The sequence below is a fragment of the Rhizobium sp. A22-96 genome, from assembly GCF_053521805.1.
This window is the reverse complement of record NZ_JBNWDQ010000003.1, coordinates 436341-460006: the sequence shown is the minus strand read 5'-3', so window position 1 is coordinate 460006 and position 23666 is coordinate 436341. Positions and strand designations below refer to the sequence as shown.

General features: G+C 59.2%; 21 protein-coding genes. 14 read left to right on the top strand and 7 right to left on the bottom strand.

Annotation, left to right across the window (positions count from 1 at the left end):
- Positions 1 to 105 precede the first annotated feature (105 nt).
- From ACQZ6F_RS15005 to ACQZ6F_RS14975, 7 genes are all read left to right on the top strand, one after another.
- On the top strand, positions 106 to 615 hold the full coding sequence (locus tag ACQZ6F_RS15005; RefSeq protein ID WP_449093501.1) for a DinB family protein: 510 nt from the start codon (positions 106 to 108) through the stop codon (positions 613 to 615).
- A gap of 176 nt (positions 616 to 791) precedes the next feature.
- Positions 792 to 1298 (top strand): hypothetical protein, encoded by a 507-nt coding sequence (locus ACQZ6F_RS15000; protein WP_077470032.1) that lies wholly within the window; start codon positions 792 to 794, stop codon positions 1296 to 1298.
- 49 nt (positions 1299 to 1347) lie between these two features.
- Positions 1348 to 3237: an ABC-F family ATP-binding cassette domain-containing protein gene (locus ACQZ6F_RS14995; RefSeq protein WP_449093502.1), complete on the top strand. Its 1890-nt coding sequence runs from the start codon at positions 1348 to 1350 to the stop codon at positions 3235 to 3237.
- A 105-nt stretch (positions 3238 to 3342) separates the two neighbouring features.
- Entirely contained in the window at positions 3343 to 4233 is an 891-nt protein-coding gene (locus ACQZ6F_RS14990; protein ID WP_077470030.1) for a polysaccharide deacetylase family protein, read from the top strand.
- A 118-nt stretch (positions 4234 to 4351) separates the two neighbouring features.
- On the top strand, positions 4352 to 6412 hold the full coding sequence (locus ACQZ6F_RS14985) for a prolyl oligopeptidase family serine peptidase (RefSeq protein WP_449093503.1): 2061 nt from the start codon (positions 4352 to 4354) through the stop codon (positions 6410 to 6412).
- Positions 6413 to 6506: 94 nt separating this feature from the next.
- Positions 6507 to 7430, top strand: a complete 924-nt coding sequence (locus tag ACQZ6F_RS14980) for a Gfo/Idh/MocA family protein (protein WP_449093504.1) — start codon at positions 6507 to 6509, stop codon at positions 7428 to 7430.
- Between the two features lie 76 nt (positions 7431 to 7506).
- Positions 7507 to 8052, top strand: coding sequence for a GrpB family protein (locus ACQZ6F_RS14975; RefSeq protein ID WP_077470027.1), 546 nt, complete (start codon positions 7507 to 7509; stop codon positions 8050 to 8052).
- A 30-nt stretch (positions 8053 to 8082) separates the two neighbouring features.
- Here the strand turns inward: ACQZ6F_RS14975 and ACQZ6F_RS14970 are convergent, their stop codons facing one another.
- Positions 8083 to 8532, bottom strand: a complete 450-nt coding sequence (locus ACQZ6F_RS14970; RefSeq protein WP_077470026.1) for a DNA polymerase III subunit chi — start codon at positions 8530 to 8532, stop codon at positions 8083 to 8085.
- A 32-nt stretch (positions 8533 to 8564) separates the two neighbouring features.
- Complete coding sequence (locus tag ACQZ6F_RS14965; protein WP_449093505.1) at positions 8565 to 10061, bottom strand: leucyl aminopeptidase; 1497 nt, start codon at positions 10059 to 10061, stop codon at positions 8565 to 8567.
- Between the two features lie 206 nt (positions 10062 to 10267).
- Here ACQZ6F_RS14965 and ACQZ6F_RS14960 point away from each other — a divergent pair, with 206 nt between their 5' ends.
- From ACQZ6F_RS14960 to rsmA, 7 genes are all read left to right on the top strand, one after another.
- Positions 10268 to 11050 (top strand): phosphatase PAP2 family protein, encoded by a 783-nt coding sequence (locus ACQZ6F_RS14960; RefSeq protein WP_077470025.1) that lies wholly within the window; start codon positions 10268 to 10270, stop codon positions 11048 to 11050.
- A 103-nt stretch (positions 11051 to 11153) separates the two neighbouring features.
- The gene (locus tag ACQZ6F_RS14955) at positions 11154 to 12332 is read left to right on the top strand and encodes an LptF/LptG family permease (protein WP_449093506.1); all 1179 of its coding nucleotides are present in this window, start codon (positions 11154 to 11156) and stop codon (positions 12330 to 12332) included.
- A complete protein-coding gene (gene lptG, locus ACQZ6F_RS14950; RefSeq protein ID WP_077470023.1) occupies positions 12329 to 13414 on the top strand; it encodes an LPS export ABC transporter permease LptG in 1086 nt (361 codons plus the stop codon). Before ACQZ6F_RS14955 ends, lptG begins: the two co-directional genes overlap by 4 nt.
- Positions 13415 to 15793, top strand: coding sequence for an LPS-assembly protein LptD (locus tag ACQZ6F_RS14945; protein WP_449093507.1), 2379 nt, complete (start codon positions 13415 to 13417; stop codon positions 15791 to 15793).
- Positions 15794 to 16001: 208 nt separating this feature from the next.
- A complete protein-coding gene (locus ACQZ6F_RS14940) occupies positions 16002 to 16949 on the top strand; it encodes a SurA N-terminal domain-containing protein (protein WP_405048609.1) in 948 nt (315 codons plus the stop codon).
- A 6-nt stretch (positions 16950 to 16955) separates the two neighbouring features.
- Positions 16956 to 17981, top strand: coding sequence for a 4-hydroxythreonine-4-phosphate dehydrogenase PdxA (gene pdxA, locus ACQZ6F_RS14935; protein ID WP_449093508.1), 1026 nt, complete (start codon positions 16956 to 16958; stop codon positions 17979 to 17981).
- Positions 17981 to 18808, top strand: a complete 828-nt coding sequence (gene rsmA / locus ACQZ6F_RS14930; protein WP_449093509.1) for a 16S rRNA (adenine(1518)-N(6)/adenine(1519)-N(6))-dimethyltransferase RsmA — start codon at positions 17981 to 17983, stop codon at positions 18806 to 18808. The genes pdxA and rsmA overlap by 1 nt, the downstream gene beginning before the upstream one ends.
- Before the next feature lie 21 nt (positions 18809 to 18829).
- Here the strand turns inward: rsmA and gmk are convergent, their stop codons facing one another.
- From gmk to ACQZ6F_RS14905, 5 genes are all read right to left on the bottom strand, one after another.
- Complete coding sequence (gmk, locus tag ACQZ6F_RS14925) at positions 18830 to 19492, bottom strand: guanylate kinase (RefSeq protein ID WP_015339363.1); 663 nt, start codon at positions 19490 to 19492, stop codon at positions 18830 to 18832.
- Positions 19493 to 19495: 3 nt separating this feature from the next.
- Complete coding sequence (locus tag ACQZ6F_RS14920; protein WP_077470017.1) at positions 19496 to 20383, bottom strand: YicC/YloC family endoribonuclease; 888 nt, start codon at positions 20381 to 20383, stop codon at positions 19496 to 19498.
- A gap of 110 nt (positions 20384 to 20493) precedes the next feature.
- The gene (gene mltG / locus ACQZ6F_RS14915; RefSeq protein ID WP_077470016.1) at positions 20494 to 21708 is read right to left on the bottom strand and encodes an endolytic transglycosylase MltG; all 1215 of its coding nucleotides are present in this window, start codon (positions 21706 to 21708) and stop codon (positions 20494 to 20496) included.
- A 216-nt stretch (positions 21709 to 21924) separates the two neighbouring features.
- On the bottom strand, positions 21925 to 23187 hold the full coding sequence (fabF, locus tag ACQZ6F_RS14910) for a beta-ketoacyl-ACP synthase II (RefSeq protein ID WP_449093510.1): 1263 nt from the start codon (positions 23185 to 23187) through the stop codon (positions 21925 to 21927).
- A 114-nt stretch (positions 23188 to 23301) separates the two neighbouring features.
- Positions 23302 to 23538: an acyl carrier protein gene (locus ACQZ6F_RS14905; RefSeq protein ID WP_027675866.1), complete on the bottom strand. Its 237-nt coding sequence runs from the start codon at positions 23536 to 23538 to the stop codon at positions 23302 to 23304.
- Positions 23539 to 23666: the final 128 nt, after the last annotated feature.

Sequence of the window (23666 nt, the reverse complement as noted above, 5' to 3'; positions counted from 1 at the left end):
CGCTGTCACAGTACGGGCCACCGATTCGCGATCCATGAGGCCACGAAGCGGCTGCCCATTGCCGAACTTCGCGATAACATCACCACCACAATGGAGGAGAACGATATGCTCAGGTATTTCAGGATGCTTGCCGACTATAATCGCTGGGCCAATGTTCAGGTCTATAATGCCGCAGCAGACCTCAGCGACGCGGAGTTCCACGAAGACCGTGGCGCCTTCTTCGGTTCGCTCCACGGCACGCTGAACCATCTCCTGGTGGCGGACCGATTATGGATGCAGCGCTTCAGCGGCACCGGCGAAATACCGAAAGCACTGGGCCTCGTTCTGCATGACGATCTCAAAGGCCTTCGTGCAGCACGCGAAGCGGAAGATCGGCGCATCAGGGATTGGGTCGATACGCTCGATGCTGCGGCTCTCGCCACCGACATCACCTATACATCCGTCCTGCGACCGGGCGCCATCACTCACCCACTTCACCTGGCAGTGGGGCATATGTTCAACCACCACACCCATCATCGCGGCCAATGCCACATGATCCTGACGTCGATGGGCAAGCCATCGTTGGTGCTGGACCTCTTGCACTTCCAACGCACCGAAGGGCAGCAGTGGTTATAGGCATTGGCGATGTAAGCATTGAGCGAGCCGGCATTTCTCGACCTCGCCCATGCGTTGAGCATGTGCCTCATTTTGTTGCGTGGCCAAGCCGATAAGCCGTTTTGTTCATGCTGCCTTAACCTGCGCACCTGCAAATTGGAGAGATATATCGACCGAGTGGCAGTCAGAGAGCAGGCATGAAGAGTTCGCAGACAGGTGTTTCCACGTATTTCACCGACAATGCTGACGGTGAAGGAGAAACCGAGCTCGAAGCCATCGGCCGCTTCATGACGCGGCTGAAGATCCGAAACCTGCCGCGCAACTATCAACTCTTCCATGAAGCGCTCTTTGGGCAGGACCGCTGTCTTTCCGAAGAGATCGAGGCGCTTGGCCCCCAACCCTCGCAGGGCAGGCTCGACGAGATCGGCTTGAAACATCGCCTCGTCAGCCATTGCGGACTGGTGGCACGCAAATCCGAAAACGATGCGGCCGAGATGCTGCGCGAGGTGGCGGATCAGCTCGCCAAGGGGCTGATGAAAAAGCAGCATTTCGCCCGCGAGATCGCAACGATTCCGGATGTCAATGCGACGCTCGACAGCCTCAACGCCTCCCTGAGCAATCTGATGCTCTACGAGACCGAGTTGACCGAGAGGCTGAAGAACTGCGCCAATCTGCCGAAAGCAGCCCTCCGCGCAGACGCCTGAGCGCTTTCACACTCTTGCCTTCGGCGCCGAGTTCGGCCAAAACCGCGCCATGATTTCGATTTCAGACCTTTCCGCCCGCATTGCCGGCCGCCTTCTCATCGACCATGCCAACGTGACGCTTCCGGCGGGCACGAAGGCAGGTCTCGTCGGCAAGAATGGCGCGGGCAAATCCACACTGTTCAGGATCATTACCGGCGATTTCGCCCCCGAAAGCGGTTCGGTGTCGATCCCGCGTAATGCCCGCATCGGCCAGGTCGCGCAGGAAGCGCCCGGCACGGAAGAGCCGCTGATCGATATCGTGCTTGCGGCCGACAAGGAGCGGGCCGCCCTGCTCGTGGAAGCCGAGACGGCAACCGACCCGCACCGGATCGCCGATATCCAGACGCGGCTTGCCGATATCGGCGCGCATTCTGCCGAAGCGCGTGCCGCCAGCATCCTCGCCGGCCTAGGCTTCGACCACGAAGCGCAGAAGCGCCCGGCCTCCTCCTTCTCCGGCGGCTGGCGCATGCGCGTGGCGCTCGCAGCCGTGCTGTTTTCCGAGCCGGATCTGCTGCTGCTCGACGAACCGACAAACTATCTCGACCTCGAAGGCACGCTGTGGCTCGAGGACTATATTCGCCGCTACCCGCATACCGTCATCATCATCTCGCATGACCGCGACCTGCTGAACACGGCGGTCAATTCCATCGTCCATCTCGACCAGAAGAAACTCACCTTCTATCGCGGCTCCTACGATCAGTTCGAGCGGCAGAAGGCCGAGGCCGACGAGTTGCAGACGAAGGCGAAAGCCAAGAACGACGCGGCGCGCAAGCATCTGCAGAGCTTCATCGACCGCTTCAAGGCCAAAGCCTCGAAGGCGCGGCAGGCGCAGTCGCGCGTCAAGGCGCTGGAGCGGATGGGAACCGTCGCCTCCGTCATCGAAGATCATGTCATGGGCTTCAGCTTTCCGGAGCCCGAAAAGCAGCCCGCCTCGCCCATCATCGCCGTCAGCGGCGGTGCCGTCGGCTATGAGCCGGAAAAGCCGATCCTGAAGCGGCTGAACCTGCGTATCGATGCCGATGACCGCATCGCCCTGCTCGGCTCGAACGGCAACGGCAAATCGACCTTCGCAAAATTCATCTCCGGTCGGCTTAGCGCCGAGAGCGGCGATGTGAAGCTGGCGCCGAGCCTGAAGATCGGCTTCTTCGCCCAGCATCAGCTCGATGATCTCATTCCAAACCAGACGGCTGTCGAGCATGTTCGCCGCCGCATGCCCGAGACGCCGGAAGCAAAAGTGCGCTCTCGCGTCGCGCAAATGGGCCTGGCAACAGAGAAGATGGACACACAGGTCAAGGACCTCTCCGGCGGCGAGAAGGCCCGATTGCTGATGGGCCTTGCCGCCTTCGACGCGCCGAACCTGCTGATCCTCGACGAACCCACCAACCATCTGGATATCGACAGCCGCAATGCGCTCATTCAGGCGCTGAACGACTATCCCGGTGCCGTTATTCTTATTTCGCACGACCGCCATCTGATCGAGGCGACGGTCGACCGGCTATGGCTGGTGCGCGACGGCACAGTATCGGTCTTCGACGGAGATCTTGAAGATTATCGCAGCCTCGTCGTTGCGAGCCCGAAGCCGCGCGATGACAAGGCCAAGGCAAATGCCGGCGACGATTCCGTCTCCAAGGCGGATCAGCGCAAGCTCGCTGCCGAGCGCCGTGCTTCGCAGGCGCCGCTCAAGAAGAAGATCAACGAAATCGAATCCTTGACCACCAAGCTTGAGAAACTGATTCAGGCGCTTGATGCAGAGCTTGCAGATCCCGCCCTTTACGAGAAGGCGCCCGCCAAGGCTGCTGAGAAGGCGAAGCAGCGCGCGGATGCCGCTGAAAAGCTCGCTGCAGCCGAAGAGCAATGGCTGGAACTTTCAGCGGAATATGAAAGCGCCATGGCCGGTTGATCTCGGCGAATTCTTAATGGTTTCGGAGCCGATCCTAACCGATCATTAACCATAATTACGGAAAGTACGCTCAACCTTCATTGACATAAGTGTTGAGCGATTCCGATGAACTACCGCGTTTTACTGGCTGGCATTGCCGTGTCCCTGGCTCTGGGAGGATGTGCCACAAAGCCGGGCAGCGAAGCTTCGCTCAAGACCGGCTACGCCGCCGAAGAGCCGCGCCACAAGGCGCTGAAAGCTAACGACCCGGTCGAAATGGAGCCGAACAAATGGCTCGTCGCCGATCTCGAGACCCGAGATCTGGCGGGTCTCAACGGCCCGCACAATCTTGCCGGCCGGACGCTTGAAGTCTCCTCGCTCAAGGATATCAGGCTGGCGGACAAGGAAGTCGTCCTGACCTTCGATGACGGCCCTGCCCCCGGCAAGACCGAACGCATTCTTGCCACGCTCGACAAGTTCGGCGTCAAGGCGACGTTCATGATGGTCGGCGAGATGGCGCTGGCTCATCCGGCGACCGCCCGGGAAGTCTCCGCTCGCGGCGACACGATCGGCAGCCACACCTTCCGCCATCCGGACCTCGACAAGATGAGTTTCGACATGGCGATGGCCGAGATTGCCAAGGGCAAGAACGCCGTCTCCAAGGTTGTCGGCAGCGACGTGCCTTTCTTCCGCTTCCCCTACCTTGCCGATTCCAAGCGCCTGCGTGCCGCCATCGCCGACCGCGGCATGATCGTCATGGATGTCGACGTCGACAGCAAGGACTACTTCACCTCGACGCCCGCCGCTGTGGCGGATCGCACCATGAGACAGCTGCATCAACGCGGCCACGGCATCATTCTGATGCACGACATCCACCAGCGGACCGTGAGGATGCTGCCGGTCCTTCTCACCCGTCTGGAAAAAGAGGGCTACAAGGTGGTGACACTCAAGTACCGGCACGCTCCCGCCCCGGCGACCAATCTCGTCGCTCAGGCCGATATCAAGATGGTGCGCTGAGACCCGTCAACACCGAAAAATCCATGGTCAATACGGCCGCGGAAGCATGGTTGCTTCCGCGGCCGTATTTTGATTTGGTGGCGGGCGACTGCCATCATCAATGGATTTCAGGGCTATTATGCACCTCCACCTCGAACGCGACGACGATCCACTCACCCTGCAATTCGTCGCCGAGAGGGGTGCGCAATCGGAGAAGGCGCTGAAGACGCCGGAATTCGAGGCGGACAGTGCGGCGATCAAAGCCCTTATCGAGCGGGAAGACCGGCTGATCCACGCCGTGCGCCGTGGCAATTGGCTGTTCGACTTTCACCGCAGCGCGGATCATCCCCTCGGCGTATGGTCGCGGCTGCCCGCAGACCAGACCCCTCTCCCCGATGCACCCTGGGAGCCGATCTTCGATCTCGACGCCTTCTGTGCCAGTGAAAACAGATCGTGGCTCTGGCGCGGCGCGATTACCTGTCCCTGGGAGCCGACCCGCGTGTTGCTTTGCCTTTCAGATGGCGGCTCCGATCCCATGCGGCTCCTTGAATTCGATTGCGAGGCGAAAAGCATCGTCGAAGGCGGGTTCGACACGCCGCCGGTGCGCTGCCACGCGACCTGGCTCAGCCGCGACGAGATCGCCTATTTCGGCTCGATCGATCGCTTCTCCTCGACCCGTTCGGGATGGCCGCGCGTCGGTCGCAGCCTGAAGCGCGGGGTCGCTCCCGCAGAAGCGCCTGTGCTCTATGCGGCCGATGATGCCGACGTCTACGGTTCCTGCACCGTGCTCAATCCGCTGACCAACAGCACTGCTACGGAGAATGCTGAGCGGCCGGTGCGCCTGTTCATTGCCGGTCATGAAATCGGCAGCTCCAGCGTCTTCATCGAGGATGAGGACCTTTCGTTGCGGCGGATCGATCTGCCGAGAGAGATCGACGCGGGGTTTAACCATTCCTACTGTCTCTGGCTTGCGAAGACTGACGAGCGGGTGGCTGCCGGCAGCCTAGTGCTACAGCCCTTGCCCCGACATGCCGGCGATCCCGGCGGTGCAGCGATGCGTGTGCTGTTTTCGCCGGGCGAACGGCAATCGATATCGCGTTTCTTGCTGATGCGGGAATGGTGCGTTTTCGTCGTATCCGACAATTTGCAACCGCGCCTCTTCGTCCTCGATCTGGCTCGGGCCGATGCTGCAGTCCAGGAGATTGTCTTGCCGGCGGACGCACAGACGGTGGGGATCTCACCCCTTTATTCCGACCTGCATCTCGGCGACGATACGCTGCAGGTCTACGGCAACGGTTTCCTCCAGCCGCCATCGAGCTATCGGCTGGAGCTTTCCAATCGCGAGAAGCCGCTTGAGCTTGAGCATATCGCCAGTTCGCCTGCCTATTTCGACAGTGAAGGCATGGTCGCCGAATTGCTGGAAGCCACCTCCGAAGACGGCACGAAGGTGCCCTATCGGCTTGTCTTGCCAAAGAGCTGGACCAAAGGCGAACTGCCGGTACTGCTCTATGGTTATGGCGGTTTCGACGTTTCGCTCAGTCCGTATTATTCCGGCACGATCGGCCGCTGGCTGGAACAGGGTGGCGGTTACGTCCAGGCCTATATTCGTGGCGGCGGCGAACTCGGCCCCCATTGGCATCGTTCCGCCAAGGGCCATGGACGCCATAGGGCCTACGCCGATTTTGTCGCGGTCGCTCGTGATCTTGTTGCCCGGGGTTACACCAAGCCTTCGCGTATTGCCGCCAATGGCGGCAGCAATGGAGGGCTGCTAACCGGTGTCATGACGACACGCTATCCGCAGGATTTCGGTGCGATCTGGTGCCAGGTGCCGGTACTGGACATGACCCGTTTCCACGTCTTCCCGGCCGGGCAGGCCTGGATCGACGAATACGGCAGTCCCGACGATCCGGCCGATCTCGAATATCTGCTGACCTATTCGCCGCTGCAAAACATCAAGCCTGCCTCCGAGATTACCTATCCGCCGATCTACATCGAGAGCTCCAGTAACGACGACCGGGTTCATCCCTCGCATGCACGGCGGTTTGCCGCCCGCATGGAGGAGCTCGGCCATCATCCACTGTTTCATGAATTCGGTTCGGGCGGCCATGGGGGTGACGGGGCGTCGACCGAGCTGGCGGCACGCGTCGCACTGGGTTACAGTTTTCTCCGAGAGACGATCGTAAAGCAGAGCGACGGCTGAATCGCTCCGTCGGAGATCATGTCTGGTCACCCTTGCCCACTGGCAGCATTCTGATAAAGATCAGATTAATAATCATACTAATCGAGAGACACCCATGTCCCCCATCAACCTCGCTATTGTCGGCGTCGGCAAGATCGTCCGCGACCAGCACCTTCCGTCCATCGCGAACAATCCGGATTTCAAGCTGGTCGCCACGGCCAGCCGCCATGGTACGGTCGAGGGCATTCCGGCCTTCACCACCATCGAGGCCATGCTGGACGCCGCCCCTTCGATCGATGCGGTTTCGCTCTGCATGCCGCCGCAATATCGTTACGAGGCAGCCTACAAGGCGCTTCTGGCCGGCAAGCACGTCTTCCTGGAAAAGCCACCGGGGGCGACGCTGAGCGAAATTGTGGATCTCGAAAATCTCGCAAAAGCCAAGGGTGTTTCGCTTTTTGCAAGCTGGCATTCGCGCTATGCTCCGGCAGTGGAGGCGGCAAAAGCCTTCCTCGCCGGTACGACCATCCGCAGCGTCCATGTCATCTGGAAGGAAGATGTCCGTCACTGGCATCCAAACCAGGAATGGATCTGGCAGGCCGGCGGGCTCGGAGTTTTCGATCCCGGCATCAACGCGCTGTCGATCGTCACGCATATTTTCCCCGCCCTTTTCCTGACGGGCGCAACACTGGAGTTTCCGGAAAATCGCGATTCGCCCATCGCAGCCGATCTCCATTTCAAGAGTGGCCAGGGACTTCCGGTTCACGCCGAATTCGACTGGCGCCAGACCGGCAAGCAGAGCTGGGATATCGTCGCCGAGACGGACGCCGGCCAGATGGTTCTAGCCGAAGGCGGCTCCAAGCTTTCGGTGAACGGCGAACTGACCTTCTCGGCGCCTGAAGCCGAATATCCTTCGCTCTATCGCCGTTTTGCGGAAATCGTCAAAGCCGGAACCTCCGACGTCGACGTTTCGCCGCTGCGGCACGTCGCCGATGCTTTCATGCTCGGCAAACGCAAATTTGTCGAAGCATTTTATGATTGATACGCGCTTCCCGATGAAGACAATTCGATCCGCAACGTGCTAGCTTAGCACAAAGTCCTCATCGGAGATGATGCCTATGGCATCGGAGCATGAACAGACCTTCGGGCTCGGCGTCGGCAACAAATCTGTCAGGCTCGCCGAGCCGAACCAGAGCTGGCACGAAGCCTATTTGCTGGAAGAGGCTGCCATTCGTGGTGCGCTCGGCGACCTTGCCGTCGATGTGCAGCATTTCGGCAGCACCTCAGTCCCGGAAATCAAGGCCAAGCCGATCATCGATATCGCCGTGGGCGTCCGACGCTTCGAGGATGGCCTCGCCTGCATCGAGCCGATGGCATCCATCGGCTATATCTATGCCGGCAGCAATATTGTCCCGGACGATCATATTTTTGGTCGTGATATCGAAGGGAACACCCGCACGCACCTGGTGCATGTGGTCGAATATGGCGGCCCGACCTGGCGCAACTTCCTTATTTTCCGCGATCGCTTGCGTCGGGAACCGGACCTGGCCCATGCCTATGAGGCGCTGAAGGTCGAACTGGCAGCGAAATATGCCAATGACCGCGCGGCCTATACGGCGGCGAAGAAGGATTTTATCCAGAAGATCCTTGCGGAAGGCCAGTAGGCGCATTTTCCGTGCAATGCGGGAGACCTGCTAGGCCTTTTTCTCCCAGCGACCATCCTGGCTCTGCTGCCAGTAGGTCAGATTATGCCCCTCGCCTTTCAGCCGCTTCCATTGGGCACGAGCGCTTTCCAGCTGCTCCTGGTCGTAACCATCAAACATCAGAACGACACGCTGGTAGGACTCGACATCAGTCGCTTCCGCACCTTCGATGAAGAAACGAACGGCGGCATTGTTCAGATTGTCAGGCGAAACGGTCAAAAGCACCGGCTGCCGGTCTGCCATCTCGCCTTCATCGGTGCCGTGCGGCAGGAAGCTGTCCTCGCGATAGGTCCAGAGATGAGTATCGAGAACATCGCGCCGCGCCGGGTCTCGCATCTGCACGGCCACCTGCCAGCCGCGCTCGACGCTTTTGTCGATGAGCGGCGGCAGGGCATCTTCAAGCTTCGATTCGGTCAGGTGATAGAAGAGAACGTCTGTCATGGCGCCTCTTCTATCTCACAAAGCGGCGCGGGTCACGATTCGTAGTTGGCACGGACCAGCTCGTCGAGGAGGCGCACGCCGAAACCGGAACCCCAGGATTGATTGATCTCATCCTGCACCGAACCCATCGCCGTACCGGCAATATCGAGATGCGCCCAGGGCGTCTCGCCAACGAAGCGCTTCAGGAACTGAGCGGCAGTGATCGAGCCGGCATAACGGCCGCCGGTATTCTTCATATCGGCGAACTTGCTGTCGATCATCTTGTCGTAGTCTTTGCCGAGCGGCATGCGCCACAGGCGCTCATCGGTCAGCAGTCCTGCCGCCGTCAGCTCGTTCGACAGTTTGTCGTCGTTGCTGAAAAGGCCAGCCTGCAGATTGCCGAGTGCAACCAGGATCGCACCGGTCAGGGTCGCCAGGTTGATCATGAATTGCGGTTTGAAACGGTCATTGGTGTACCAGAGCGCATCACAGAGCACTAGCCGACCCTCGGCATCCGTGTTGATGATCTCGATCGTCTGGCCCGACATGGAGGTGACGATATCGCCCGGGCGCTGGGCATTGCCATCAGGCATATTCTCGACAAGGCCGATGACACCGATAGCGTTGACCTTGGCGCCGCGCGCGGCAAGCGTATGCATCAGGCCGGTCACGGCTGCAGCCCCACCCATGTCACCCTTCATGTCCTCCATGCCGGCAGCCGGCTTGATGGAGATGCCGCCGGTGTCAAACACCACGCCCTTGCCGATGAAAGCCACTGGCTTGTCTTTCGACTTGCCCCCCTTCCACTGCATGATCACCAGGCGCGGCGGCCGGACGGAACCTTGGGCAACGCCGAGCAGTGCGCCCATGCCAAGTCGGCGCATCTCGCGCTCGGTCAGGATTTCGATCTCGACGCCAAGCTTCTCAAGCTCCTTGGCCTTCGCGGCAAATTCGACCGGGCCGAGGACGTTCGGCGGTTCGTTGACGAGATCGCGCGCAAGAATCACGCCGCCGGCAATGGCTTCCGAGGCGGCGAACAGCTTCTTGGCCGCAGCGGCTTCCTGGGTCACGATCGTCACCTTCACGGCCTTGCGAGCGCTGCCCTTCTCCTCGTCATCGCCCTTCTTCGTCTTATAAGTATCGAAGCTATAGGCGCGCAGCAGCATGCCCAACGCGAAATCGGCGGCCGCCTTGGCTCCGACCTCGACGCCCGGGGCATCGATGTAGATGGCTACCTTCTCGACATTGCGGATTTTGGCTGCCGCGCCGCCGCCGAGCTTCAGCCAGTCATGTGCCTGCAGGTTCTTGGCCTTGCCGACACCGATGACAATGATCCGATCGACGGGAGCGGCTTCCGGAGCAATGATGTCGAGACTGCTCAACGCCTTGCTCTTGAAGCCGGAAATCGGCGCGGCCTTGGCAAAAACATTTGCCGGATCGGCGCTGTCCGCGCCTGCGGGCCTCTCACTGTCCGTGTCTTTCAGGAGAATGGCCAGACCACCACTGAGGCGAGCCGACTTGGCGAAGGAGATCTCGAATTTCACAGACATTTCTGCTCCGATGAACATGCAATTATAGAAGAAGGATTAGGCAACCATCATTCAAGGTTTGCCTAGGGAATACAACCCTTTGGCAAAGCCATTCCTCGAGGAAGCAAACCGGCGGCTTCAAATCCCTGTCATTTAGTGCGGCTAAGATCTTCAAATAATCGATTTTATCGTCGTCGGACGGTGTTGTTCTTGTAGCGGAAACCGCCTTGATTATTGATTTCAACAGCCTGAACCGGGAAGACCGCTTTCCTGAAATTCTGCGCCCGCGGACGGCTGGCGACGCCTTCATCGCCCTCTTCTGCCTATGGTGGGCGCTGCTCGGCTTGTTTTCGCTCTTTCCGCAGATCGATCTTGCCGTCGCGAATCTTTTCTTCCTGCCCGAGCAATGCCACGTCCTTGCCAAGCCTGACCAGATCTGCGGCTTTTTCCCGTACAGCGACGATCCGCGCATGCGTTTCCTGCGGGAGGTGTTCTTCCAACTGCCCTACATCACTGCGTTCGCTCTATGCTGGATGTTGTTTCAATGCTGGCAGCACCATGGCGCCACGTTCAACAAGGACAGGGCGCGCAACCTGAAGATTGCGCTCGGCTCCCTGCTGATCGGCCCGGTGCTGGTCGTCAACCTTTGGCTAAAAGCCTTCTCGGGTCGCCCTCGCCCTCGGCAAACCGATCTGTTCGGCGGCACGCTCGACTTCGTCCATGCAGGATCCTTCGCCGGCAAATGTGTCAGCAACTGCTCGTTCATCTCCGGCGAAGCTGCTGCTGCGGGTTGGCTGTTCTGCCTGATCTTCATCATCCCCCAACCGTTGCGGACGGCCGTCGCTCTGCCGATTGCGGCCGTTTCCCTGCTTATTCCGGCACTTCGGGTGGCTTTTGGCGGACATTATCTTTCAGATGCCGTGCTCGGATGGCTGTCCTCGCTTGTCATATTCGCCGCCCTGCTGGCATTATCTCAAACGACACACAACAAAAGAATCTCGGAAAATTAACGATTTTTTTGCGAGTTGGTTGTCGCCAAAAAAACGCAAACAGCGTAGATGAGGGTGAATCTCTGTCGGCTCGCCCGAAGAGCGTTTGCGTTTAAGGGCCGGCATGAAGTTATTCGAAACATATATCGTACGGCGTGTCGGTATGATGTTCCTGGTGGCGTTGCTGCCAGTGCTTGCTATTATCTGGACGACCCAGGTGCTGCAGCGCATCAATCTCGTGACCGACAGCGGCCAGTCGATGGGGTCTTTCGTAAAGCTTGCGACCCTTATCCTGCCGACCATCATCCCCATCGTTCTGCCTTTCGCACTCGTGATCGGCATCACACAGACGCTGACGGCCATGAACAGTGATTCCGAGCTGACAGTCATGGAAGCGGCGGGTGCAAGACGCAGCATCATCATTCGCCCGATCATGATCCTCGCGATCGCGGTCAGCGCCTTCTCTTTCTTCGTCGACAATGTGGTCGAGCCCAAGGCACGCGTCGCTGCGCGCCAGATGGTGGCCGAAGCCTATGCCGACCTTCTCTCCACCGTTATCGAAGAGAAGAATTTCCGACGTATCGACGACGGCCTATATGTGCAGATCAGCCAGCGCATGTCGGGGCGCATCCTCAAGGGGTTGTTCGTGGTGGATTCACGCGATCCGGCGTTCGATCTCATCTATTACGCCAAGGAAGGCGCCGTCGATCCGAGCGGCTCATCGCTGCTGATGAAGGATGGCGAGGTTCACCGCAAGACGCCTGATGGCAACGTCTCCGTAATCAAGTTCGATTCCTACTCCTTCGATCTATCTGACATGACGCAGAATCGCGGCCAGGCGACCTTGCGCGCCAGCGACCGCAGCCTCAGCTTCCTGCTGAATCCAGATCCGAACGACGCGGACTATAAGGCAAAGCCTACCGGCTACAGGACGGAATTGCACCGCCGCCTCAACGACTGGGCGCTTCCCGCCATTTTCGCGCTGATCTCCCTGGTGATCGCCGGCGATGCGCGATCGCATCGTGAGGCACGGCTGCACCCCATGGTGTCGGCTCTGACCTTGGCCTTTGCCTTGCGCTGGGCTGATTTCTACGCCACCAACCAGATCGAGAGTACACCCGCTTTCATTGGCGTTCTCTATGGCCTTAATATCGCCGCCGCGCTGATAGCCATCGCGTTGCTGATGAGAAACCGGAAAATGTCGATGCCGGTATCGATCCGCAATCGCCTCAGCAACTGGAGACAGAAGGTTCAGGAGCGCCTGCCCGCTGCACCCGGCAATTCGAACGGGAGTGGCGCATGATCTTCAGTACGCTCGGACGCTACTTCTTCACGCGTTACGTCGTCACCACGTTCTGGTTCTTCCTGGGCGTCATATCCATCGTATATCTCGTCGATTTCAGCGAGACGGCCGGACGCCTCGCCGGGTTGCCCGGCTACACCGTCTCCCTCGGCTTGATAATGACGGCGGTCCGGCTGCCGTTCATCATGCAGCAGACAGTACCGTTCATCGCGCTCTTCGTCGGCATGACGGTGCTGATCGCGCTCAACCGACGCCGCGAACTGGTGATCGCCCGCGCGGCCGGCATCTCGGTCTGGCAGTTCATGACGCCCTTTGTGGTAGGCGCCTTCTGCGTTGGCCTTTTGACGATGCTCGCCCTCAATCCCGTGGCGGCTTGGGGACAGCGACTGTCTGAAACGATGGAAGCCGATCTGCGCGGCGATCCGTCCTATCACAATACACTTTCCGTGCCGTGGCTGCGCCAATCGAGTGGGAAAGACGACACGATTATCGGTGCCAAGGCTATTCTGGACAACGGAACGACGCTTAAGGGTGTCGTGTTTATCCACTTCGATTCACAGGGAAATATCGTTCTCCGCCAGGATGGCGAGTCGGCAAAATTGGAAGATGGTTACTGGCTTCTTAACAATGTTGTCGAACGTCGGCCGGGTGAAATTCCGGATCACAAAAGTTCGGTACAGGTCCGTACGAATCTGAAACAGGATTTTGTCTCTCAGCGTCTGGCGCAGCCGGAAACCATTGCTTTTTATGATCTTTCTAATCGAATAAAGGTCGCGCGCTCCTTCGGCATCTCGACCAATGCACTCGAAACGCAGTTTCACTCGCTGCTGTCACAGCCGTTCCTTTTGGTGGCCATGACGCTGATCGCTGCAACTGTGTCCCTAAAATTCAGCAGATTCAACCAATCGCGCTCTGTGATTCTGGGTGGAATCCTCTCAGGCTTCGTGCTTTATGTTGTCACCGTGCTTGTAAAAGCATTCGGGAGCAGCGGAGTGGTTCCTCCCTTCGTGGCGACATGGATACCCGTGATCGTCGCATTAGCATTCGGAGCAACGATCCTGCTTCATCAGGAGGACGGCTAAGTGGCGGCAGCCAACCGCAAGAGTATCAGAAAGATTGTGGCTGCCCTTGTCACGGGCACGGCCGCATGCGCGTATATTATGAGCCCGGTCGCAGTTTATGCACAGGCTAGCAATAATAATAGCAGCGCCGGTGCAGCGACCTCTCCTGTCAAGGTGAAGGTACCGGACGGCGCCAAGCTCGTCTTGTCGTCGAACGAGCTGATATATAATAAGGACACGCAGATCGTCACCGCCAGCGGTGCCGTTCAGATCAACTATGGCGGCTATAGAATGGTCGCCCAAAAAGTTGAATATAATCAGAAATCCGGGCGGATGACGGCTCTCGGCAATGTCGAGTTGATCACCCCGGACGGCAATCGCATGTACGGTGACAAAATGGATGTCACCGACAGCTTCTCGGATGGCTTCGTCAATTCTCTGCGCGTCGAGATGCCCGACAACACACGCATGGTCGCCGAAAAGGGCGAACGCGTCGGCGGCACGCAGTTGATTCTGACAAAGGGCGTCTACACCGCCTGCATGGCCTGCTCCGAACAGGGCCGCGCGCCGCTATGGCAGGTCAAGGCACAGCGCGTCGTCCAGAACGGCGTGACCCATACCATCCGCCTGGAGCATGCTCGTTTCGAGCTCTTCGGCCAGCCGATTGCCTACGTGCCGTGGATCGAAGTTCCCGACAATACGGTAAAGCGTAAGTCCGGCTTCCTGTTTCCGTCGGTCAGCATCTCGCAGCGCCTCGGCGTTGGCGTAAGGGTTCCTTACTATTACGTCATCTCGCCCAGCATGGATGCGACAGTCACCGCCACCGGCTTCACCAACCAGGGTCTTCTTCTGGAAGGCGAATTCCGTCAGCGTTTCGAGAACGGTACGCATACTTTACGCGTCGCCGGTATCAGCCAGATGGATCAAGAGGCCTTTACGTCGGGTACCAGCGATGCCGAGCATAAAACGCGCGGCATGATCTCGTCGAAGGCGGACTTCAGGATTAATCCCCGCTGGACTTTCGGCTGGGACGTCATGGCGCAGAGTGACAATAACTTCTCGCGCACCTATGGCCTGGATGGTCTCAACCAGAGCACCCATATCAATCAGGCCTATTTGACGGGCCTGGGCAAGCGCAACTATTTCGACATGCGCGCTTTCTACTATAACGAGCAGGATGCGGACAACAATAATACGTCGCAAAAGCAGCAGGCCTACGTCTATCCGAGCATCGACTATCACTATGTCGATCCAAAATCGGTTTATGGTGGCGAGCTGTCGGCAACGATGAACCTCACGCATCTATCGCGTGACAAAACCTCGGTGCTCGACGCCACCACGTCTCTTCTCGATCCAACCCTGAACGATCGTTACCTCGGCCTTAAGGGGGACTATACCCGACTGACTACCGAGCTTCAGTGGCAGCGCACCTTTACCACCGATGGTGGTTTGGTATTGACTCCGTTGGCCGCAGCTCGTGGCGACGTCTATGGCCTGGATATGAATGGGCCGACAGCCGGCACTTACTCTGGCAATTACGACAACAGTGACTTTGCAACGCGTGGCATGGTGACGGCCGGTCTTGAGGCCAAGTATCCATTCCTCATCACGACAAGCAACAGCACGCATGTGTTCGAGCCGATCGCGCAGCTTTATGTGCGCCCGGACGAGCAGCTTGGCGGAAGACTGCCGAACGAAGATGCGCAGAGCTTCGTCTTCGATGCCACGAACCTGTTCGACCGCGACAAGTTCTCTGGATTCGACCGTGTAGAAGGCGGTACGCGCGCCAACCTCGGCTGGCGCTATACGGGCAGCTTCGACAACGGCTACAAGTTGCAGCATATTTTCGGCCAGTCCTATCAGCTTGCCGGACGCAACTCCTTCGCCACCACGGATCTCGCGGGCGTCGGCTCGGATTCGGGCCTTGAAAGCACTCGTTCCGACTATGTTACGATGTTCGGCCTGACGACGCCGCAGGGCATCTCACTGGCAACATCCTACCGCTTCGATGAAAAGGACTTCGCTTTCCGTCGTGGTGACACATCGCTCGGCTTCTCGAACGATATATTCCAGACGAATTTGATCTACACCCATATTGCCGCCCAGCCTCAGTATGGCTTTACGAGCAATCAGGATGAAATCCAGACGCGTGCTCAGATCAAGTTCAAGGAATACTGGTCCGTCTTTGGAACGGTCAGCTACGATATCAACAACAGCCAGGTCACCCGTCAGGGTATCGGCCTCTCCTACGAGGACGAGTGCACGATCTTGAACATTTCGTTCCTGAACAAGAAGGACTCGACCAACCAGGCCGCAAGCGACTGGTCGATCGGCGCGCGGCTGACCTTCCGTACGCTCGGCGATGTCAACCTTGGCAGCGTCCAGGACGCAACGTTCTGATATCTAAGAAAATTGCATAAAGCCGGCTTCACAGCCGGCTTTATTGTTTCGAGGCGGATCGCTCTCCCTTTTGCGTCATTGTTTCGCCGCAAGGATTTTGCAATTCATCGCGCTTGTTGTAGACATGTGGCGCAAAGTTGACGTATTGCGCCTAAGGCGTGCCGAAATGGTGCATGCCGACAGAAAGACCTTTGGGAAGGGGTAGTTGATGTTTTCTGGAAAGACACCGATGCGCGCTCTGATGTTCGGAGCTGCAGCCCTTGTTATGGCAAGCTTCGCCGTGCCGAGCAGCGATGTCGCCTTTGCGGCGAGCGAGGTGAAGGTTCTTGTCAACAACCAGGTCATCACATCGGGCGATATCGCCAAGCGCGTCAACTTCCTGAAGTTGCAGCGTCAGAAGGGCGACCTCAACAAGCTGGCAAAGGATCAGCTTGTCGACGAAACGCTGAAACGCGCGGAAATCTCCCGTCTGCGCATGTCCGTTTCGACAACGGAGGTCGACGCTGCCTTCGGTCGTTTTGCCGCCAGCAACAAGATGTCGACGGCACAACTCAGCCAGATCCTCGATAAGATGGGCGTGACGGTCGACCACTTCAAATCCTACATTGCCATTTCGATGAGCTGGCCGCGCGTGGTCAATGCCCGCTTCGGCGCAAGCAGCAAGATATCGAACGACGATCTCGTCACCCGCATGACGGAGAACAAGACGAAGCCGGTCACGACGGAATACTTCCTGAAGCAGATCATTTTCGTCGTCCCGCCCGCAAAGCGGAATGCCATTCTGAATGCACGCAAGGCCGAAGCCGAAGCTTCCCGTGCAAAATTCCCAGGCTGCGATCAGGCAAAGGTATTTGCCGCGACGATGCGCGACGTCTCGGTTCAGGATCTCGGCCGCATTCTGGCGCCGGAAGTTCCGGAGATCTGGAAGCCGTTGCTCGAAAAGGCTACCGGCAATACGACCAGCGCTGTCGTGACGGATCGCGGCGTCGAATATGTCGCCATCTGCTCGCAGCGTCAGGTCAATGATGACGTCGCCGCGGCTGCCGTCTTCCGCGCCGAGGATATCGGCAAGAACAGTGCCCAGCAGGGCGTTAGCGCCAACGATAAGAAGTACATGGATGAACTGCGCACCAAGGCGCAGATTGTCTATCGTTGATCGTCCATGCCCTCGCGCTCTTCCATCCCCCTAGCGCTGACGCAAGGGGATCCGGCGGGTATAGGCCCTGACATCACGCTCGCCGCCTGGCTTCGCCGCGGCGAGCTCGGCCTGCCACCTTTCCTGTTTCTCGGTGATGCGGACGTTCTCTCTGGACGGGCCTTACAGCTTGGCTTCGAAGTGCCTCTGAAGGAGGCCGATCCCGCAACCGCATGCGATGTCTTCCCTGATGCCCTGCCGGTCCTGCCGATCGAGGCTGGGGTAAGCGTCGTTGCAGGTGAGCCGCATGTCGGCACCGCGAAGGCAACAATCGCTGCCATCGAAATGGCGGTCTCCCTGACCATGGGCGGCAAGACCTCCGCCGTCGTCACCAACCCGATCGCCAAGTCGGTTCTCTATGATGCCGGCTTCGGTTTCCCAGGCCACACGGAATTTCTGGCGGATCTGGCAACGCGCGCGACCGGCAGGCCGGTCATGCCTGTCATGCTTCTGGCCGGTCCCAAGCTCCGCGCTATCCCGGTTACGATTCATATTCCGCTGAAGGATGTACCGCAGGCACTGACTGCCGATCTGATCGCGGAGACCTGCCGGATCACCGAGCATGACCTGCGAACCCGCTTCGGCATATCCAAGCCACGCCTTGCGGTTGCAGGCCTCAATCCACATGCCGGAGAGAATGGCGCACTTGGCAAGGAAGACGACGAGATCGTCCGGCCGGCAATCGACGTCCTTCGCAGTGAGGGGATCGACGCCTTCGGCCCCTTGCCAGCCGACACGATGTTCCATGACGAAGCCCGACGCCGATACGATGTCGCCATCTGCATGTACCACGATCAGGCCCTGATCCCGGCCAAGGCATTGGGATTCGACGATTCCGTCAATGTGACGCTCGGGCTGCCATTCGTCCGCACCTCGCCTGACCACGGCACGGCCTTTGGCATCGCCGGCAAGGGCCTTGCAAAGGAAGACAGTCTCGTGGCCGCCCTCAAGCTGGCAAGCGAAATCAGCGGCAAGACCGGAAGCAACCGCTGATGGCCGCTCTTGATGGTTTGCCTCCCCTCCGCGATGTGATCCAGCGCCACGGCCTCGACGCACGCAAGGCGCTTGGCCAGAATTTCCTTCTCGATCTGAACCTGACGCAGAAGGTCGCCCGTAACGCCGGTTCGCTTGAGGGCGTTACGGTTTTCGAGGTAGGACCGGGACCGGGCGGCCTGACGCGCGCCATCCTAGCGCTGGGTGCGGCCAAGGTCATCGCCGTCGAACGCGACGCGCGCTGCCTGCCGGCATTGGCGGAAATTGCCGATCACTACCCAGGGCGGCTCGAGGTCATCGAGGGCGATGCCCTGAAGACTGACTTCGCGGCAATGGTGCCGGCAAGCCCTGTCAAGATCATCGCCAACCTCCCCTACAATGTCGGCACGCAGCTGCTCGTCAATTGGCTCTTGCCGGCTTCCTGGCCGCCCTTCTGGCAATCGCTGACCCTGATGTTCCAGAAGGAAGTCGGCCAGCGGATCGTTGCGCAGGAAGATGACGATCATTACGGCCGGCTTGGCGTGATCTGCGGCTGGCGCACGCAGGCGCACATGGCCTTCGACATATCACCACAGGCTTTCACGCCACCGCCGAAAGTCACCTCGACCGTGGTGCATCTGACGCCGCGGGAAAACCCCATTCCCTGCGCGGTCGACAAGCTTGAGAAGGTGACGCAGGCAGCCTTTGGCCAACGCCGGAAGATGCTACGCCAGAGCCTGAAGCCGATCGGCGGCGAGGCATTGCTGCTCAAAGCGGATATTGATCCCCAGCGGCGCGCTGAAACGCTCTCCATCGAAGAGTTCTGCCGATTGGCGAATTGCCTCTGATCAGAGCAGACGGCCGGCCTCTCAGAGCTTCGGCGTCTCTTCCAGCAAATCCCGGACGAAATCAAACATGCCGTGTCGGCGATCGCGGCGCAGGCGCTCGGCCTTGACGATCGACTGTACGGCGTCGAAGGCAACATTTAGGTCGTCATTGACGATGACGTAGTCATATTCGCGCCAGTGGGCGATCTCGGCCCGGGAATTGGCGAGACGCATGGCGATCACCTCTTCGGAATCCTCGGCGCGACGATGCAGGCGTGACTGCAGCTCGGTCATGGTCGGCGGCAGCACGAAGATGGAGACGACATCCGCCGGCATCTTCTCCTGCAGCTGCTGGGCACCCTGCCAGTCGATGTCGAAGAGCATGTCGCGGCCTTCGGCCATCGCGGTCTCAACCGGTTCGCGTGGCGTGCCATAGAAATTGCCATGCACCTCCGCCCATTCGAGCAGAGAGTCGGAATCACGAAGACGCTCGAACTCGCGCTGCGAAACGAAATGATAGTGCACCCCTTCGATTTCGCTCGGCCGGCGCTGCCGGGTCGTAACGCTGACCGAAAGGCTCACTTGCTTGTCTTTATCCAGCAAGGTGCGCGCGATGGTCGACTTGCCCGCGCCGGACGGCGAGGAAATCGCAAGCATCAGCCCCCGGCGGGCAATCGGGATGGATGTTGATGTCGCCGGCTTCATGGCCTACTCCAGATTCTGAACCTGTTCGCGGAACTGGTCGATAACTACCTTCAGTTCGATGCCGGCAGTGGTGACTGCGGCGGCATTCGACTTCGAACAGATAGTATTCGATTCCCGGTTAAATTCCTGTGCAAGAAAATCGAGCTTGCGGCCAACCGGTCCACCTTTGGAAATAAGATCGCGAGCTGCCGCGACATGGGCCTTAAGCCGGTCGATCTCTTCGCGAAGATCGGCCTTGGTGGCAAGCAGCGCGGCTTCGGCGTGCAGCCGGTCGCGGTCGAGACCGGATGAGCCCTCAAGAAGCATGGCAACCTGAGCCGCCAGCCTCGTGGCGATCTCCTGCGGCGAGCGGGAGGGGTCGCGCTCGATCGTTGCCGTCAGAGCCTCGATTGTGGCGACATGGCCGAGCAGGATATTGCCAAGTGCCTGCCCTTCTCGGCCTCGCATCTCGTGGAGATCCGCCACGGCCGCCGTCAGGCCATTCAGGATATCCGCATCGCGCGCCGCAAGCGTTTCTTCGCTTTCCTCGGCTTCCTTGAACTCGACAAGGCCTCGAACCGCCATAAGGCTATCCAGTCTCAACGGCGCGGGATCGATGATACCAGCGAGCTGATCGCGCAGCGCCAGCACGGCTGCGAGCGCATCCTGGTTCACGACAACCTCAATGCGGCTTTCCTCGACAGACAGCGACAGGCTGACCTGGAGATTGCCACGGGAAAACCGATCGGAGATCGACTTGCGGACTTCCGTCTCCAGCCGCTCAAGGCCGGGCGGCAGACGCAGGCGGACATCCAGCCCCTTGCCGTTCACCGAGCGCAATTCCCATGCCCAGCGACCGCGACCGCTCGTTCCCTCACGCCGGGCAAAACCGGTCATGGACTGCAATGCCATGCAAGCCTCCGAAAATTCCCATCCCCAATCCACCGAAAATCGTTGGATTGACGACCAATGTAAAGTGAAACCGCACCACGGGCCTCATCGACGCCGTGGTGCAATAAGGATTAGTTGGTCTTCTTCTTCTGCTGAGTGCCAGAGCCCGGAGCGGTTGCGGAATCGTCGGGCTGACCATCGACGGCGATGGCGCTCGGATCTTCGCCCTTCTCGGCGACCAGCTTGCGCCAGCGCTTGACGTTAGCGTTGTGCTCTTCGAGCGTCGCGGCAAAGACGTGACCGCCTGTGCCGTCGGCCACGAAATAGAGATCCTGCGTCTTCCAGGGGTTGGCGACCGCTTCCAGCGCATCCCTGCCGGGATTTGCGATCGGCGTCGGCGGCAGACCCTTGATCAGGTAGGTGTTGTAAGGCGTCTCTTTCTTCAGATCCGACTGGTAGATCGGGCGATCGGAAGGCTTCCCCTCGCCGCCAAACAGACCATAGATGATTGTCGGATCGGATTGCAGGCGCATGCCCTTGCCAAGCCGGTTCAGGAATACGGAGGCGACATGCGCACGCTCATCCGCCAGGCCGGTTTCCTTCTCGACGATCGAAGCCAGGGTAACGAAGTCCTGCTTGTTGGCCAGTTGCACGCCGGAATCACGCTTTTGCCAGATCTGATCCACCAGCTTTTCCTGCGCGGCGGCCATCTGCTCGACGATCTCCGTGCGCTTGGTGCCGCGCGTAAACTTGTAGGTATCGGGCCTCAGGCTGCCTTCCGTCGGCAAGGCCGACGGCAAATCGCCTTCCAGCACCGGATCAGCCTGCAGCTTGTTGAAGATCTGTCGAACGGTCAGCCCTTCCGGCAGGGTCACGGAATAAAGGATGGATTTGCCCGATTTCAGCAGCTCCATGATGTCCTTCATCGAAGCGCCGGCCTTGATCTCGTATTCACCGGTCCGCAGGGTTTCGCCATCATGCAGATAGGTGGCCGTCAGCCAGCGGAAAATGCGCTGGTCCGTAATGATGTTGTTGGATTCCAGTCGGTTGGCGATTTCGTTCAACCCGGCGCCATTGCGCACGATGAAATTTGTGTTCGTCGTCAGAGGGCCAGGGCTTCGGTAGATCGAGAATGCATAATAGGTGCCGGCAACCGCTGCGATGACGACGAAAACCACCAGCGTCATCAAGAAGTTCAGGAAGATCACCATCTGGCTGCGGGCTTTGCGGGAACGCTTCGGCGGATCCGGAACACGCTCCGGGCGCAGGGCTTCATTCGCCGATTTAGGGATGATCGGCCCCTTCTGCCCGTTCGGAGTTCCGTTGCTCTGGTTCGTATCGCTCACCGGCAATCCCTTCCTTTTTTAATTGCCTGCTCTTTGGCCAAGCAATGCGGCAAAAAACAGGTTCAGAAGATAAGTCGGGGCCTTGTCAGGCTCCGACTTACACCGATCGAACATGACCGCGACGCATCTTGAGGATGCACTGAAACACGGTAACCTTCGAGAACGGCACGCAGGCTTGCCGAGTAACACTCCCGCTGTTGCAGTTACGCGCTGTTATTAAGCCTCATAACGGCGCAGGACAAGCGACGCATTCGTGCCGCCGAACCCGAAGGAATTCGACAGCGCAACGTTGACTTCCCGCTTGCGGGCCTTGTGCGGAACGAGATCGATTGCGGTCTCCCGTTCCGGATTGTCGAGGTTGAGCGTCGGCGGTGCAATGTTGTCGCGAATGGCGAGCGTGGCGAAGATCGCCTCGATCGCACCGGCAGCGCCGAGCAGATGACCCGTCGCCGATTTCGTCGATGACATCGAGATCTTCGATGCTGCATTGCCAACCAGCCGCTCGACGGCGCCGAGCTCGATCGTGTCTGCCATGGTCGAAGTACCATGAGCGTTGATGTAGTCGACATCCGCCGGGGTCAGGCCCGCGCGCTTCAGGGCCGACATCATGCAGCGGTACGCGCCCTCGCCGTCGGACGACGGAGCGGTGATATGATAGGCGTCGCCAGAAAGGCCGTAGCCCACAACTTCGGCGTAGATCTTGGCGCCACGCGCCTTGGCATGTTCCAGCTCTTCCAGAACGACAATGCCGGCACCCTCACCCATGACGAAGCCGTCACGATCGCGATCATAGGGGCGTGACGCCTTTTGCGGGTCGTTATTGTATTCCGTCGACAGCGCCTTGCAGGCGGCAAAGCCGGCAAGCGAGATACGGCAGACCGGAGCTTCCGCGCCGCCGGCCACCATGACATCGGCATCGCCGAGCATGATCAGGCGGGCAGCATCGCCGATGGCGTGCGCGCCGGTCGAGCATGCGGTGACAACGGCATGGTTCGGGCCGCGCAGCTTGTGGCGAATGGAGACCTGGCCGGAAACGAGATTGATGAGGCGTCCGGGGATGAAGAAGGGCGAGATACGGCGCGGGCCCTTGTCGCGCAGCGTGTAGCCGGCTTCAACGATGCCTTCGAGACCGCCGATACCGGAGCCGATCATGACGCCGGTCGCGATCTGGTCCTCGTCGGTGGCCGGATGCCAGCCAGCATCGGCAAGCGCCATATCGGCGGCAGCCATGCCGTAGATGATGAAGGTATCGACCTTGCGCTGTTCCTTCGGCTCCATCCAATCGTCAGCATTGAAGGTGCCGTCGGTGCCGTCGCCTACCGGAATGCGGCATGCGATCTTGGCGGGAAGATCTTCGACTTCGAATTCGGTCACGAGGCGTGCGCCGTTGTGCCCGGCGATCAAGCGTGACCAGGACACCTCCGTGCCACAGCCCAAAGGTGATACCATGCCGGTACCCGTGATAACGACACGTCTCATCGCCCGCAGACCCCCGTCTTCTTATGATGATATGCGTATAAATATTGCTCGCCCGACATTGCCGGACGAAATAGGGCGGACTCTTCAGCCCGCCCGTTCAAAAAGCACAAAGGATTAGGCCTGGGCCTTCTCAATGAACTTTACCGCGTCGCCGACCGTCAGGATCGAGTCAGCAGCATCATCGGGGATTTCAACGCCGAATTCTTCTTCGAAGGCCATGACCAGTTCGACAGTGTCGAGCGAGTCCGCACCCAGATCGTCGATGAAGCTTGCGCCTTCAACGACCTTGTCGGCGTCAACGCCAAGATGATCAACAACAATTTTCTTTACGCGTTCTGCGATATCGCTCATGTCGGTTTCCTCGACCTTATGTCCTGATCAGAATGCCCTGTGACATCCCTACCTAATTCAAGCCTGCAGCATCTGTCTTGACGCCGCTGGCAAACCCGTTCAACCCGGCACTGAGATCCGGTCGAGCC